Origin of the sequence: Enterobacter sp. YSU (genome assembly GCF_016082135.1) — a bacterium.
Taxonomy (GTDB): Bacteria; Pseudomonadota; Gammaproteobacteria; order Enterobacterales; family Enterobacteriaceae; genus Enterobacter; species Enterobacter hormaechei_C.
Map to the genome: position 1 here is coordinate 4,626,461 of NZ_CP059487.1, position 15,266 is coordinate 4,641,726.

Below are 15,266 nucleotides of genomic sequence, written 5' to 3' on the forward strand. Positions count from 1 at the left end.
CTCAGAGGTGGGAAACCGGCGGTATGACGCCCGGTTGCAGGTAGTGTTCGATACGCAGTAACTGGTCGGTCAGTAAAAGCTCGCGATTGAGACCGGTTACCGTCAAAAGTTGTTCACGACTCTGGCAGATATCATGAAGGATAGCGTGCAGCGACTGCCCTGACAGGCGATTCGCCAGCGTGGTGACCAGCGCCCACACGTCAGGGTTAGTCAGAAGCGTCGCCCCCTGCTGGATTTTGAGCGCATCCAGCAGCAGTGCGGCCAGCCAGTGCAGCCGTTCCGGTGCCTGATCGCTGTTCAGCGCTGGCAGCACGCTCAGCCAGTCATGGCTGTCGAGGGCTGATTCAACCGCACGACATAGCGTTTCACGCTGGGACCACACTTCCGGCTGCAATAAGGCCAGCGCAGCCGCAGGCGCACCGCTGCACAGGCGCAACGCCGAGCGCGCCGCATCTTGTGACACCGTCACTTCTCGCTCAAGCCAGGCGAGCGCCCAGGATTCCTGAGGGACAGCGAGGTGGTGAAGAAGGCAGCGACTGCGCAGCGTCGCCAGCAAGCGTTCCGGCTCGCGGCAGGAGAGGAAAAACCAGGTATTCTCTGGCGGCTCTTCCAGGGTTTTTAACAGGGCGTTGGCTGCGGCTTCCGTGAGTAGCGCGGCGTCTTTCAGCCACACCACTTTCGCCCCCCCCAGACGCGCATATTCGTACAGTTTCTCACTGACCTCACGCACCGCGTCGATACCGAGCGTATTTTTGCCCTTCTCGGGTTCGAGGGTGTAATAGTCAGGATGCGTGCCCGCCTGCATAAGCTGGCAACCCCGGCATTTACCGCAGCTTTTATGTCCTTCCGGCTGTTGGCACATCAGAAAGCGGGTGATGGCGTAAATCAACGCATCATCACCCATTCCCGGCAGCGCCTGGATCAGTAACGCATGATGCCCCCGACCAACCTGATAGCTGCCGATCAGCTGTTCAAAGTGTGGGCGCAACCATGGATACCATTTCATGCCTGCTGCTCCTGTAGCCACTGCGTAACGGTCTGCTGAATATCACGCGTAACGTCTTCAAGGGATTGCGTCGCATCGATGGTACGAATGGTCTTGTCCTGCCCGGCCAGTTCCAGATAACGCGCACGGGTGCGGTTAAAGAAATCAAAAGACTCCTGTTCAATGCGGTCCAGTTCGCCGCGGGCACGGGCGCGCTTCAGGCCCACCTCAGGGGTCACGTCCAGATACAGCGTCAGGTCAGGACGGAAATCGCCCAGAACCGCGTCGCGAAGCGTAGCCAGCATGGTCTGGTCGATACCCCGGCCACCGCCCTGATACGCCTGGGTTGAGAGATCGTGGCGATCGCCAATCACCCATTTCCTTTCTGCCAGAGCGGGTTTGATCACCGTCTCCACCAGCTGAACGCGCGCAGCATAGAACATCAGCACTTCCGCTTTGTCGGTAATAACTTCATCGCCAACGGATTTGATATCCAGAACCAGGCTGCGCAGTTTTTCCGCCAGCTGCGTACCGCCCGGCTCGCGGGTAAAGACCATGTCGGCAACGCCAAGCGACGTAAGCGTATCCACCACCACGTTACGGGCAGTTGTTTTGCCCGCCCCTTCGAGTCCCTCAATGACAATGTATTTACTGCGCATTTTTTTCCTTAAGTGCCTTCAGATAGTCCTGAACGGAGCGATTGTGGCTGGCCAGGTTGGTATTAAACGTATGCCCCCCTTTTCCGTCAGCCACAAAATAGAGATACGGCGTTTTGGCCGGGTGCGCGGCGGCCTTCAACGAAGCTTCACTCGGCGTCGCAATCGGTCCAGGCGGCAGGCCGCTAATCACGTAGGTATTATACGCCGTTGGCGTCTCCAGATCTTTTCTGGAAATCCTGCCGTTGTAGTTTTCGCCCATGCCGTAGATGACGGTAGGATCGGTTTGCAAACGCATGCCGATGCGCAGACGGTTAATAAACACCGAGGCAACCTGGTCACGTTCGGCAGCAACGGCCGTCTCTTTCTCGATGATCGAGGCCATCGTCATGAACTGGTTTTGATCTTTATAAGGCAGGCCCTCTGCTCGCCCTTTCCAGGCAGCGTCTACCGCCGCGACCATTTTGTTGTGCGCGCGCTTCAGAATGGCCACATCCGTCGTGCCTGCCGTATACATCCACGTATCGGGCCAGAACCAGCCTTCCACCCACTCGGGATGTTCGAATTTTAAGGCGTCTGCCACGGTCTGGTAGCGGTCATCTTTCAGCGTATGCTTAATGTATGGCGCGTCCCGCAGCTGCCTGAGGTAATCGCTCAGACGCATACCTTCCACAAAACGCAGCGGGAACTGGGCTTCTTTACCACTCTCCAGCAGTTGCAGCATCTCGCGCACGGTCATGCCAGGGGTAAAGCGATAGGTGCCGGCCTTGAAATGGGACAGGTCCGGTTCAATACGCAGCAGCCACTGGAATACGCGTGGGCGATTGATAATTTTGTCGTCATACAGCTGCTGACCAAGCGCCTGCCGCCCGGTCCCCGCTTTCAGGGTAAAAATCGTCTCGTCTTTTATCAGGATCTGACTCTCCGCCAGCTGACGGACTTTCCACACTCCCGCTCCGCCAGCGATACCGAACGCAACGATAAGAAGGAGGACAAAGCGTAACATTTTCTTCATGACTACCTGGTTTGCTCACATAACGGGGCCAGAAACTGGAACAGCTCGCGGGATGACCAGCATTTGCGGCCATAAGCGCGAACGGGGACAACGGGCATCAGCGCATTGCAGATTACGACTTCATCGGCAGACAGCAGCGCCTCTTCCTTAGCGTTGACTTCGACAACGCGAAAGCCTGCGCGTGCCAGCTGGTGCAGACAAAACTGCCGCATAATGCCGTTGACGCCGGCCTGCTCCAGCGAAGGCGTGAACACATCACTGCCCTTCCGCCAGAGTAAATTAGCCGCACAGCATTCCGTAATGTACCCTTCGCTGTCAAGAACCAGCGCCTCCCCGGCCTCCGTCTGCTCAAGATGAGTACGAATAAGCACCTGTTCAAGGCGGTTGAGATGTTTTATGCCAGCGAGCATCGGGTTTCGCCCCAGACGTACCGGACTTAACGCCAGGGCTACGCCCTCTTCACGCCAGTGCGCATAATGGGAAGGATAATCTGAAACGGAAAGGACCCGCGTAGGATGCAGACAGGCAGAACCGCTATAGCCCCGGCCACCGCTCCCGCGGCTGATAATGACTTTCAGGACGCCGCTTGCTTTATCTGACGCCAGCCGACGCATTTCACTTTCAAGAATGTCCCACTGCGAGAAGGGGATCAGTAATGCTTCGCAGGCTTTTTGTAAACGAAGGATATGGGTCCCGAGCAGACACACGCCACCGTCGAGAATACGCGCAGTCGTGAAACAGCCATCGCCAAACTGGGTCGCCCTGTCGCTTGCCGGCAGCGTGTCTTGCTCAAGGCCATTAATTAAAAACATGGTGGCTCCTTATGCGTGGAGGCTCAGTCTGGCAGGATGTGAGCAGCCGGACAAGGGGATTTCACCTAATAAAAAAGGCCCGGCAAGCGGACCTTTTTTATCGTCAGCGACTAACCAGACTCAGACCTTTTTGAAGATCAGAGAACCGTTAGTCCCACCGAAGCCGAAGGAGTTACACAGGGTATACTCCATACCGCTAACCTGGCGCGCTTCGTGAGGAACGAAGTCCAGATCGCAACCTTCATCCGGATTATCCAGGTTGATGGTTGGCGGTACAGCCTGATCGCGCAGCGCGAGGATAGAGTAGATTGACTCTACTGCCCCCGCAGCACCCAGCAGGTGACCGGTCATGGATTTCGTGGAGCTTACCATTACGCGGCCGGCAGATTCGCCGAAGATAGACTTAACAGCCTGCGCTTCTGCTTTATCGCCCGCAGGGGTAGACGTCCCATGGGCGTTAACGTAGCCAATCTGTGCCGGCGTAATGCCCGCATCGCGAATGGCGTTTTCCATCGCCAGCGCAGCGCCTGCGCCGTTCTCTGGAGGAGACGTCATGTGATAAGCATCGCTGCTCATGCCAAAGCCAACAACTTCAGCATAAATTTTCGCGCCACGTTTTTTCGCGTGTTCGTACTCTTCCAGTACGATCATACCTGCACCGTCACCCAGCACGAAACCATCACGGTCTTTATCCCACGGACGGCTCGCCGCCTGAGGATTATCGTTTCGGGTAGAGAGCGCACGCGCTGCACCGAAGCCACCGACGCCCAGCGGGGTACTGGCTTTTTCAGCGCCGCCCGCAACCATAGCATCTGCATCGCCGTACGCAATGATACGCGCGGCCTGGCCGATGTTATGCACGCCAGACGTACAGGCTGTCGCGATTGAGATGCTTGGGCCACGCAGGCCGAACATAATGGTCAGGTGACCTGCCACCATGTTGACAATCGTAGACGGAACGAAGAACGGGCTGATTTTACGCGGGCCGCCATTCATCAGAGATGTATGGTTTTCTTCAATCAGACCAAGACCGCCAATCCCGGAGCCGATAGCGGCGCCGATACGGGTCGCGTTCTCTTCCGTAATCTCAAGGCCAGAATCCTGCATGGCCTGAACGCCAGCGACAATTCCATATTGAATGAAGGCATCCATCTTGCGCTGTTCTTTGCGCGAGATGATCTCTTCACAGTTAAAATCCTTTACTAAGCCAGCAAATTTCGTTGCATAGGCGCTAGTATCGAAATGGTCGATTAGGCTGATGCCGCTCTGACCGGCAAGGAGAGCTTTCCAGGTGGACTCTACGGTATTGCCGACAGGAGACAACATGCCAAGTCCGGTCACAACTACACGACGCTTAGACACGCTTGTCCTCCAGGGAGGGATAAAAAAAGAGATTCGTGGGACAACAAAAGATAAAACTCAGGCGGTCGAATGACCGCCTGGAGATGTTCACTTACGCCTGGTGACCGTTGATGTAATCAATGGCAGCCTGAACGGTGGTGATTTTCTCAGCTTCTTCGTCCGGAATCTCAGTATCAAACTCTTCTTCCAGAGCCATTACCAGCTCAACGGTGTCAAGAGAATCTGCGCCCAGGTCTTCAACAAAGGAAGCGGAGTTCACAACTTCTTCCTGCTTAACGCCCAGCTGTTCGCCGATAATTTTCTTAACGCGTTCTTCGATAGTGCTCATACTCTTAAATTTCCTATCAAAACTCGCTTTCGCGATGGTTTTCGTAGTGTATAAAATGTTGAAAAATTTGCAACTAAATCCCGGCAGGTCTTACCACGATTTTACGTTATTTTGAGGCCATTTGCCCAAATAACGCAAATATTTTCGATCGTGATTAAACCATGTACATCCCGCCGTTGACGTGGAGGGTTTCACCAGTGATGTAACCCGCTTCGTCAGAGGCTAAAAATGCAACCGCGCTGGCGATTTCTTTAGGGTCGCCAAGACGACCCGCCGGAACTGCCGCCAGCGTACCCGCACGCTGCTCATCAGTCAGCGCACGCGTCATGTCCGTTTCAATAAAGCCCGGAGCAACAACGTTTACAGTAATTCCGCGGGACGCGACTTCACGCGCCAGCGACTTACTGAAACCGATCAGACCTGCTTTCGCCGCAGCGTAGTTAGCCTGACCAGCATTTCCCATGGTACCAACCACAGAACCTACAGTGATAATACGACCATGACGCTTTTTCATCATAGCGCGCATTACCGCTTTTGACAGACGGAATACAGATGACAGGTTGGTTTCGATAATATCGTTCCACTCGTCGTCTTTCATTCGCATCAGCAGGTTGTCGCGAGTGATCCCGGCATTATTGACCAGAATATCCACTTCGCCAAACTCTGCGCGAATATTTTCCAGAACAGATTCGATAGATGCTGGTTCAGTCACATTCAGTACCAGACCTTTACCGTTCGCACCCAGATAGTCGCTGATGGCCTGTGCGCCATTCTCACTGGTCGCAGTCCCGATCACCGTCGCGCCGCGCGCAACCAGTGTTTCAGCAATAGCGCGCCCAATACCGCGGCTTGCGCCGGTCACCAGGGCAATTTTTCCTTCAAAACTCATGGTATTCCTCTTTTATTGCGAGAGTGCCGCTTTCATGGCTTCCGGCTCGTTAATCGCCGAGGCAGTCAGGGTGTCTACAATACGTTTTGTCAGACCGGTAAGTACCTTACCTGGACCAACTTCATACAGATGTTCAACGCCCTGAGACGCCATAAATTCAACGGTTTTAGTCCACTGAACCGGGCTGTAGAGCTGGCGAACCAGCGCGTTACGGATAGCCTCCGGCGCGGTTTCGCACTGCACATCGACGTTATTCACAACGGAAATCGTCGGTGCGTTAAAGGTCATTTTTTCCAGCTCAACCGCCAGCTTATCGGCAGCGGGCTTCATCAGCGCGCAGTGAGACGGCACGCTCACCGGCAGGGGCAGTGCACGTTTTGCGCCCGCAGCTTTACAGGCAGCGCCTGCACGCTCAACCGCTTCTTTATGACCCGCGATAACCACCTGGCCTGGCGAGTTAAAGTTTACCGGAGAAACGACCTGACCTTCAGCAGATTCTTCACAGGCTTTAGCGATAGACGCATCATCCAGACCGATGATGGCAGACATGCCGCCCGTGCCCTCTGGCACCGCTTCCTGCATGAATTTACCACGCAATTCAACCAGGCGTACCGCGTCAGCGAAGGCAATCACCCCTGCGCAGACCAGCGCAGAGTATTCACCCAGGCTATGACCCGCCATCAGCGTCGGCGCTTTGCCGCCCTGCTGCTGCCATACGCGCCACAATGCGACGGAGGCTGCCAGCAGTGCCGGTTGAGTCTGCCAGGTTTTGTTCAGCTCTTCAGCGGGGCCCTGTTGGGTCAGCGCCCACAGATCATAACCCAGCGCGTCAGAGGCTTCACGGAAAGTCTCTTCAATAACCGGATAGTTTGCTGCCATTTCAGACAACATCCCAACAGTTTGCGAGCCCTGTCCCGGGAACACAAAAGCAAATTGCGTCATTTTTTAATCCTTATCCTAGAAACGAACCAGCGCGGAACCCCAGGTGAACCCGCCACCAAAGGCTTCAAGCAAGACCAGTTGGCCCCGTTTAATTCGTCCATCGCGTACCGCTTCGTCAAATGCGCACGGTACCGATGCCGCAGAGGTGTTGCCGTGGCGATCAAGCGTCACCACAACGTTATCCATAGACATGCCCAGCTTCTTCGCCGTCGCGCTGATGATACGCAGGTTCGCCTGATGCGGCACCAGCCAGTCGAGTGCGGTGCGTTCAAGGTTATTGGCTTCCAGCGTCTCATCGACAATATGCGCAAGCTCAGTCACCGCCACCTTGAATACTTCATTACCTGCCATGGTGAGGTAAATGGAGTTATCAGGATTAACGCGATCGGCGTTAGGCAGCGTTAACAGCTCGCCGTAGCGGCCATCGGCATGCAGGTGCGTGGAGATGATACCCGGTTCTTCGGACTGCCCCAGCAGCACCGCGCCCGCGCCATCGCCAAAAATAATGATCGTGCCGCGATCGGTTGGATCGCAGGTACGCGCCAGCACATCAGCGCCGATCACCAGCGCATATTTTACGGCGCCCGATTTTACATACTGATCGGCGATGCTCAGCGCATAGGTGAAACCCGCGCACGCTGCTGCAACATCAAATGCCGGGCAGCCTTTGATGCCGAGCATGTTCTGCACCTGGCACGCTGCGCTTGGGAAGGCATGCGTGGCAGAGGTTGTCGCCACCACAATAAGCCCGATCTGTTCTTTATCAATGCCAGCCATCTCAAGCGCTCGCTGAGCGGCTTCGTAGCCCATGGTGGACACAGTTTCGTCTGGCGCGGCGATACGACGTTCACGGATACCTGTGCGCGTGACAATCCACTCGTCAGACGTATCTACCATTTTTTCAAGATCGGCGTTGGTACGCACTTGTTTTGGCAGGTAGCTGCCGGTACCTAAAATCTTCGTATACATGTACGCTCAGTCACTTTTAGCTAATACAGATCCCAGGCGAGCGGCAATCCTCTGAGGGACTTGTCGCTGCACCGCCTGCACTGCCTGTTCAATCGCGACGGTAAATGCTCGCTGATTGGCGGCGCCATGACTCTTAATCACGATGCCGCGCAATCCTAACAGACAGGCGCCATTATACTGGTCGGGGTTGAGGTGACTGAATCGCCGCGTCAGGCTTTTTTGTAACCAACGCTTTAATAAAATCAGCCACCAGGACCTTTTTTTACCTTCTCCCTGCGATTTCAGCAGAGAAAGGAACATTCGTACGACCCCTTCCATGGTCTTCAACGTCACGTTTCCGGTGAAGCCATCACACACTAATACATCCGTTTTGCCCGTCAGCAACTCATTGGCTTCGAGATAACCAATATAGTTGATGGAGGGGACCTGTTTGAGTATTTCCGCAGCGTCGCGGATACTGTCCAGGCCTTTAGTCTCTTCTTCACCAATATTCAGTAAAGCAACGCGGGGATTGTTAATCCCGACCACGTCTTCAGCCAGCACCGACCCCATAACGGCAAACTGAGCCAGCATTGTACTATCACAATCCACGTTAGCGCCCAGATCCAGCACCACCGTTTTGCCCTTCTGCTGATGCGGTAATACCGTCACCAGCGCCGGACGCTCAATGCCCTCAATCGGCTTGAGCAATAATTTCGACAGCCCCATCAGCGCACCAGTATTTCCCGCGCTGACGCAAGCCTGCGCTCGCCCTTCTTTCACCAGCTCCAGCGCCATTCGCATAGAGCTGCCACGGCTATTACGAATAGCCTGCGATGGCCGGGCATCACTGGCAATAACTGACTGCGCAGGAATAATCTGCAGACGCGAACGTTGTTCAAAGTCAGCTTTTGCAAGTAATGGCGTGATTGTGTCGGGATTACCGACTAAAAGAAGTGTGAGTTGCGAATTAGAATTCAGTGCCTGCAATGCTGCAGGCACTGTGACGGTAGGGCCAAAATCTCCCCCCATGACATCTAACGCCAGGGTTAGACGTGTCAAGGTATCGTCGCAGCCTGGTTCGGTAAACTCCCCGTTTGCACGGGGAAGTTCCTCACTAAGCCTAATCACGCTGACGCGTGATTACTTAGTGATAACCTTGCGGCCGCGGTAGAAACCGTCAGCGGTGATGTGGTGACGCAGGTGTTTCTCACCAGAAGTCTTGTCTACAGACAGGCTGGTAACTGCGGTCAGCGCGTCATGGGAACGACGCATGCCACGTTTGGAACGGGTTGGTTTATTCTGTTGTACGGCCATGGACCTTACTCCTCAATTACTTACGCTTTAAGCTGGCTAATACGGCAAATGGGTTTGGTTTTTGCGCTTCATCAGGCAGTTCCCCAAAGACCATGTCCGCCTCGGACACTTCACAGTGTTCAGAATCATGCACCGGAACGACTGGCAGGGAGAGGATGACTTCATCTTCAACCAGCGCCAGAAGATCGATTTCACCGAATTCGTTAACCTCAATCGGCTCATACGCTTCCGGGAGTGCTTCAGCCTGTTCGTCAGAACGAACCGGACTAAAACAATACGTTGTGTGAACATGCTGTACAAACGGTTTCCCGCAACGCTGACATTCGAGCGTTACCGTCACCTTTGCATCACCGGTTAACACGGCGAGACGCTGGTTGTCGATAGCGAACGACATGGAGCATTCTACATCACTGTCCACACTGACTACAGATTCGGCAATACGCTCAGCCTGATCGGAAGAATAGATTCCTTCGTAATCGAGGCGTTTTTGAGCCGTACGAACCGGATCAAGAGTCAGGGGTAATTTTACCTTTTGCATAGGGCGCGCATATTAACTTTGTAACGTCATAGAGTCAAAGAAAAAGGCAACCAGAGCTGCCTTTTGCCAATTATTCGCACACATTGCGGCCTGTAGTTTAAAATGGCTGGCATCGATACGCTATATCTGGTGATAAAAATATGCCAAATCTCGTCCTTGCTTCCACTTCACCTTATCGCCGAATGCTGCTGGAAAAGCTCGGGATCCCGTTTGAATGCGCTGCGCCGGAGGTGGATGAAACGCCACAGCCGGGCGAGTCACCGCGTCATCTGGTGACCCGTCTCGCGAAAGAGAAAGCACAGTCGCTGGCCGTACGTTACCCCGCACATCTGATTATAGGCTCCGATCAGGTTTGTGTGCTGGACGGCGAAATCACCGGCAAACCGCATACGGAAGAAAACGCCTGCCAGCAGCTGTTGCGTGCGCGAGGCGGTATCGTGACCTTTTATACCGGCCTGGCGCTTTATAATTCGGCTTCCGGTCATCTGCAAACCGAGTGCGAGCCGTTTGATGTGCACTTCCGTCATCTTAGCGAGCAGGAGATTATGGATTATGTGCGTCGGGAACGTCCGCTAAACTGTGCAGGGAGCTTTAAAAGTGAAGGACTAGGGATTGCGTTGTTCGACAAGCTCGATGGCCGCGATCCCAACACGCTGGTGGGGTTGCCGCTGATTGCGCTGTGCCAGATGTTAAGGCGAGAAGAGTGTAATCCACTGACGGCGTGACTTTGCCCAGCGGCGCTTCGCTTGCATGGGCCTACGGATTTCGTAGGCCGGGTAAGCGCAGCGCCACCCGGCACAAAATCAGCCGCGCAGAACTTTCAGACAGCGTTTGAGCTGCTCATCCAGCGGCGCTTCAATACGGATAACTTCGCCGGTATTAGGATGGGTAAATTTCAGCGCTGCCGCGTGCAGGAACAGACGCGACAGCCCTGTTCCCGCCAGCTGCTTATCAAATTCACGATCGCCATAGCGGTCATCAAACGCAATCGGATGGCCCGCAAACTGGGTATGGACGCGAATCTGGTGGGTACGCCCCGTCACCGGACTACAGCGCACCAGCGTGGCGAATTCGTAGCGCTCTTCAACTTTAAAGCGCGTCTCAGACGGTTTCCCTTCCTGATTAACACGAACAATGCGCTCGCCGCTTTGCAGAATATTTTTCAGCAGCGGCGCCTGCACCACTTTCACGTGGGACTGCCACTGGCCGCGCACCAGCGCCAGGTAATCTTTCTGCATCCCTTTTTCGCGCAGCTGTTCATGCAGTGAACGCAGCGCAGAACGTTTTTTCGCCACCAGCAGCACGCCAGAGGTATCGCGGTCAAGACGGTGAACCAGTTCGAGGAAACGCGCTTCCGGGCGCAGCGCGCGTAACCCTTCAATCACGCCGAAGCTCAGACCGCTCCCCCCGTGTACCGCCGTTCCGGACGGTTTATTCAGCACCAGAATGTGGTCGTCCTCATAAAGGATAACGTCGCTCAGGGCCGCGACTTTTTGCAGCTTCGGAGAAACGACATCTTCTTCACGCTCTGCAACACGTACCGGTGGGATCCGGACTTCATCGCCCGCCTCGAGCTTATACTCTGGCTTCACGCGTTTTTTGTTCACCCGCACCTCGCCCTTACGCAAGATGCGATAAATCATACTTTTTGGCACGCCCTTCAACTGGGTGCGCAAAAAATTATCGATACGTTGCCCCGCCTCGTCGTCGGCGATGGCAACCATTTTTACGGCTGGAGTCTCTGTTTTCATGGTTGGCGATTCTAAATAGCGTCAGACATTAGCGCCACTCATTTTTCTATGCTTATATTTACTTTTATCCGGACCACTCCCCTTTCGCGCAATCGATTTGGTGGTTATTAAACCAATCACCCCGTTGAAGTGAAGAAACTGTGAGTAACCGGGTGATAATTGGTAAAAGTCATCTTGCTATAACCCGGCGAGCAGTGGAATAATGAATCCGTTTTCCGCGTTAAATCCGGGTTTTGTAAGGATGTCGACGGAATGACCAATTTTGTCTGACCGATCATCCACGCAGCAATGGCGTAAGACGTATTGATCTTTCAGGCAGTTAGCGGGCTGCGGGTTGCAGTACTTCCCGGTATAAGGATTGTTCTCTGGAGAGTTTTCCCAGGCAATTCCCCTGATAATTGCGCTGTGTTTCCGTATGAAACACAGGCAACCGACACTCTGCGCCTCTTAAGCGAGCGACAACCGTGAGGTTGGCGACGTGAATAGACACGAGGCCATCGGTTCATACCCCGGAAAGCGTCACCTTGCCCGCAGCTTTGTCGTCAATGTAAGAATAACGAGTAAGTTACGATGAAAAGAATGTTAATCAACGCAACTCAGCAAGAAGAGTTGCGTGTCGCCCTTGTGGATGGGCAGCGCCTGTACGATCTGGATATCGAAAGTCCTGGACACGAACAGAAAAAAGCGAACATTTACAAAGGCAAAATCACCCGCATTGAACCAAGCCTTGAAGCTGCATTTGTCGATTACGGTGCTGAGCGTCACGGTTTCCTTCCTCTCAAAGAAATCGCCCGCGAATATTTTCCTGCAAACTACAACTCCCATGGCCGTCCGAACATTAAAGATGTTCTGCGTGAAGGTCAGGAAGTTATCGTCCAGATCGATAAAGAAGAGCGTGGCAACAAAGGTGCCGCACTGACCACCTTTATCAGCCTGGCAGGAAGCTATCTGGTATTGATGCCAAACAACCCGCGTGCGGGTGGCATCTCTCGCCGTATCGAAGGCGATGACCGTACCGAGCTGAAAGAAGCGCTGGCAAGTCTCGAGCTGCCAGACGGCATGGGCCTTATCGTGCGCACCGCAGGCGTCGGCAAATCTGCCGAAGCGTTGCAGTGGGACCTGAGCTTCCGTCTGAAGCACTGGGAAGCCATCAAGAAAGCGGCTGAGAGCCGTCCTGCTCCGTTCCTGATCCACCAGGAAAGCAACGTTATTGTGCGTGCCTTCCGTGATTATCTACGTCAGGACATCGGTGAAATTCTGATTGATAACCCGAAAGTGCTTGAGCTGGCTCGCCAGCACATCGCCGCGCTGGGTCGCCCGGATTTCACCAGCAAAATTAAACTGTACACCGGTGAAATCCCGCTGTTCAGCCACTATCAGATTGAATCCCAGATCGAGTCTGCCTTCCAGCGTGAAGTGCGTCTGCCGTCCGGCGGTTCTATCGTAATTGATACCACCGAAGCGCTGACCGCTATCGACATCAACTCCGCGCGTGCAACCCGTGGCGGCGACATCGAAGAGACCGCCTTCAACACCAACCTTGAAGCCGCTGATGAAATCGCCCGCCAGCTCCGCCTGCGCGACCTGGGTGGTCTGATTGTTATCGACTTCATCGACATGACCCCGGTTCGCCACCAGCGTGCGGTTGAAAACCGTCTGCGTGAAGCGGTGCGCCAGGATCGCGCACGTATCCAGATTAGCCATATCTCGCGCTTCGGCCTGCTGGAAATGTCCCGTCAGCGTCTGAGCCCGTCACTCGGCGAGTCCAGCCATCACGTCTGCCCGCGCTGTTCCGGTACGGGTACCGTGCGTGACAATGAATCGCTCTCCCTCTCTATTCTGCGTCTGATTGAAGAAGAAGCGCTGAAAGAGAACACCAAAGAGGTTCACGCCATCGTTCCGGTGCCGATTGCCTCCTACCTGCTGAACGAAAAACGTGCAGCGGTAAGCGCAATTGAAGCGCGTCAGGGCGGTGTTCGCTGCATCATCGTGCCAAACGACGAGATGCAAACCCCGCACTATCACGTGCTGCGCGTGCGTAAAGGCGAAGAGACAAGCACCCTCAGCTACCTGCTACCGAAGCTGCATGAAGAAGAAATGGCGCTGCCATCGGATGAAGAGCCTGCCGAGCGTAAACTGCCTGAGCAGCCTGCATTAGCAACCTTCATCATGCCGGAAGCCCCGCCGGAAGCGACGCTGGAAAAACCAGCGGCAAAACCTGCCGTGCAAAAGGCGGCCCCTGCCGCGCCAAAAGCGCAGCCTGAGCAGCCGGGTCTCCTGAGCCGCATCTTCGGCGCGTTGAAAAAAATGTTTGCTGGCGAAGAAGTTCAGCCTGAGCAGCCGAAAGAAGCGCCAAAAGAAGCGAAACCAGAGCGTCAGCAGGACCGTCGTAAGCGTCAGAACAATCGTCGCGATCGTAATGACCGCAACGACCGTAGCGATCGTAACGAGCGCCGTGATAATCGTTCCGAGAACAACGAAGGTCGTGAACAACGCGAGGACAACCGTCGCAACCGTCGCGAGAAGCAACAGCAGAACGTTGAAGATCGTGAGATTCGCCAGCAGGCGGGCGATGAGTCCGAGAAGAGCAAACAGCGTGACGAGCAGCAACCTCGCCGCGAGCGTAACCGTCGTCGTAACGACGAGAAACGCCAGGCCCAGCAGGAAGTCAAAAACCTGAACCGCGAAGCGCCTGTTGAACAGCAGGACACGGAGCAGGAAGAGCGTACTCAGGTTATGCCGCGTCGTAAGCAGCGTCAGCTGACCCAGAAAGTACGTGTGGGTGCTGTTCAGACGGAAGAAAACGACATTATCGCGGTTGAAACAGCAGAAAGCACAACGGGTACCCAGGTTGCAAAAGTTGACCTACCAGCCGTAGTGGAAAATCAGGTTGAGCAGGACGAAAGCAGCGAAAACCGTGACAACGCAGGTATGCCGCGTCGCTCCCGTCGTTCTCCGCGTCACCTGCGCGTGAGCGGCCAGCGTCGTCGTCGCTACCGTGACGAGCGTTACCCGACTCAGTCGCCAATGCCGCTGACCGTGGCGTGCGCGTCACCTGAGATGGCATCCGGTAAAGTCTGGATCCGTTATCCGGTTGCTCGCCCGGAGCAGGCTGTTGAAGAACAGGCTGTGACCGAAGAGGTGATTGCACCGGTAGCAGCGGTGGAAGACGTCGTGACTGAAGCGGCAACCGTGGTTGAACCGCAGGTTGTTGACACGGCGGCACCGCAGGCTGTGGAAGTGGAAACGACCCATCCTGAAGTGATTGCTGCGCCGGTTGATGCCGCCCCGCAGATCATTGCCGAAGAAGATACCGTGGTGGCTGAAGAAGTCGCGGAGGAAGCTGAACCAGTCTCCGCAGCAGAAGAGCCCGCAGACGTTGCCGTCGAAACGGTGACGGAAGAGGTTGTTCAGGACGTCGAGATTCAGGTTGAGCCTGTTGTCGAAGAGGTCAAAGAGGCTGAAGTGAAATCCGAGCCGGTTGAGGTCGTTGCCGCTCCAGCGCCTGCTCACGTTGCTACCGCGCCGATGACTCGCGCCCCGGCACCTGAGTATGTACCTGAAGCGCCACGCCATAGCGACTGGGTTCGTCCGGCATTCAACTTCGAAGGCAAAGGTGCTGCCGGTGGTCACAGTGCAACGCACATGGCTACTGCGCCAGCGACCCGTCCTCAGCCTGTTGAATAACGCACGCTAAGACTGAAAGCCGACCTTCGGGTCGGC

15 protein-coding genes are annotated in these 15,266 nt (G+C 55.0%); 2 read left to right on the forward strand and 13 right to left on the reverse strand.

What is annotated here, in order from left to right; all coding sequences use genetic code 11:
* Position 1: 1 nt before the first annotated feature.
* The 12 genes from holB to yceD all read right to left on the reverse strand — a co-directional run bounded on the left by holB (position 2) and on the right by yceD (position 9,792).
* Positions 2-1,006 (reverse strand): DNA polymerase III subunit delta', encoded by a 1,005-nt coding sequence (holB, locus tag H2Z33_RS22230; protein ID WP_032104504.1) that lies wholly within the window; start codon positions 1,004-1,006, stop codon positions 2-4.
* A complete protein-coding gene (tmk, locus tag H2Z33_RS22235; protein ID WP_063135250.1) occupies positions 1,003-1,644 on the reverse strand; it encodes a dTMP kinase in 642 nt (213 codons plus the stop codon). Before tmk ends, holB begins: the two co-directional genes overlap by 4 nt.
* Positions 1,634-2,656: a cell division protein YceG gene (gene yceG, locus H2Z33_RS22240; protein WP_017384722.1), complete on the reverse strand. Its 1,023-nt coding sequence runs from the start codon at positions 2,654-2,656 to the stop codon at positions 1,634-1,636. Before yceG ends, tmk begins: the two co-directional genes overlap by 11 nt.
* Positions 2,657-2,658: 2 nt before the next feature.
* Positions 2,659-3,468, reverse strand: coding sequence for an aminodeoxychorismate lyase (pabC, locus tag H2Z33_RS22245; RefSeq protein WP_063135251.1), 810 nt, complete (start codon positions 3,466-3,468; stop codon positions 2,659-2,661).
* Between the two features lie 120 nt (positions 3,469-3,588).
* Positions 3,589-4,830, reverse strand: coding sequence for a beta-ketoacyl-ACP synthase II (fabF, locus tag H2Z33_RS22250; RefSeq protein ID WP_032104090.1), 1,242 nt, complete (start codon positions 4,828-4,830; stop codon positions 3,589-3,591).
* A 91-nt stretch (positions 4,831-4,921) separates the two neighbouring features.
* Positions 4,922-5,158: an acyl carrier protein gene (acpP, locus tag H2Z33_RS22255; RefSeq protein WP_003857954.1), complete on the reverse strand. Its 237-nt coding sequence runs from the start codon at positions 5,156-5,158 to the stop codon at positions 4,922-4,924.
* Positions 5,159-5,312: 154 nt separating this feature from the next.
* Positions 5,313-6,047: a 3-oxoacyl-ACP reductase FabG gene (gene fabG / locus H2Z33_RS22260; RefSeq protein WP_003857956.1), complete on the reverse strand. Its 735-nt coding sequence runs from the start codon at positions 6,045-6,047 to the stop codon at positions 5,313-5,315.
* A 12-nt stretch (positions 6,048-6,059) separates the two neighbouring features.
* On the reverse strand, positions 6,060-6,989 hold the full coding sequence (fabD, locus tag H2Z33_RS22265; RefSeq protein ID WP_015570824.1) for an ACP S-malonyltransferase: 930 nt from the start codon (positions 6,987-6,989) through the stop codon (positions 6,060-6,062).
* A 15-nt stretch (positions 6,990-7,004) separates the two neighbouring features.
* Entirely contained in the window at positions 7,005-7,958 is a 954-nt protein-coding gene (locus H2Z33_RS22270; protein ID WP_017384725.1) for a beta-ketoacyl-ACP synthase III, read from the reverse strand.
* A gap of 6 nt (positions 7,959-7,964) precedes the next feature.
* Complete coding sequence (gene plsX / locus H2Z33_RS22275) at positions 7,965-8,999, reverse strand: phosphate acyltransferase PlsX (RefSeq protein ID WP_017693638.1); 1,035 nt, start codon at positions 8,997-8,999, stop codon at positions 7,965-7,967.
* 81 nt (positions 9,000-9,080) lie between these two features.
* Complete coding sequence (gene rpmF, locus H2Z33_RS22280; RefSeq protein WP_003857964.1) at positions 9,081-9,254, reverse strand: 50S ribosomal protein L32; 174 nt, start codon at positions 9,252-9,254, stop codon at positions 9,081-9,083.
* Between the two features lie 16 nt (positions 9,255-9,270).
* Positions 9,271-9,792, reverse strand: a complete 522-nt coding sequence (gene yceD / locus H2Z33_RS22285) for a 23S rRNA accumulation protein YceD (RefSeq protein WP_003857966.1) — start codon at positions 9,790-9,792, stop codon at positions 9,271-9,273.
* 140 nt (positions 9,793-9,932) lie between these two features.
* Between yceD and H2Z33_RS22290 the strand changes: the two genes are divergently transcribed.
* Positions 9,933-10,517 carry a Maf family protein gene (locus tag H2Z33_RS22290; RefSeq protein ID WP_032670934.1) on the forward strand — a complete coding sequence of 195 codons (585 nt, stop codon included), beginning with the start codon at positions 9,933-9,935 and terminating at the stop codon, positions 10,515-10,517.
* A 78-nt stretch (positions 10,518-10,595) separates the two neighbouring features.
* Here H2Z33_RS22290 and rluC read toward each other — a convergent pair whose 3' ends face one another.
* Positions 10,596-11,543 (reverse strand): 23S rRNA pseudouridine(955/2504/2580) synthase RluC, encoded by a 948-nt coding sequence (rluC, locus tag H2Z33_RS22295; protein WP_032670933.1) that lies wholly within the window; start codon positions 11,541-11,543, stop codon positions 10,596-10,598.
* A 570-nt stretch (positions 11,544-12,113) separates the two neighbouring features.
* On the opposite strand from rluC, the gene rne reads away from it, so the two are divergent.
* Positions 12,114-15,230 (forward strand): ribonuclease E, encoded by a 3,117-nt coding sequence (gene rne, locus H2Z33_RS22300; RefSeq protein WP_047057621.1) that lies wholly within the window; start codon positions 12,114-12,116, stop codon positions 15,228-15,230.
* The last annotated feature ends 36 nt before the right edge of the window (positions 15,231-15,266 follow it).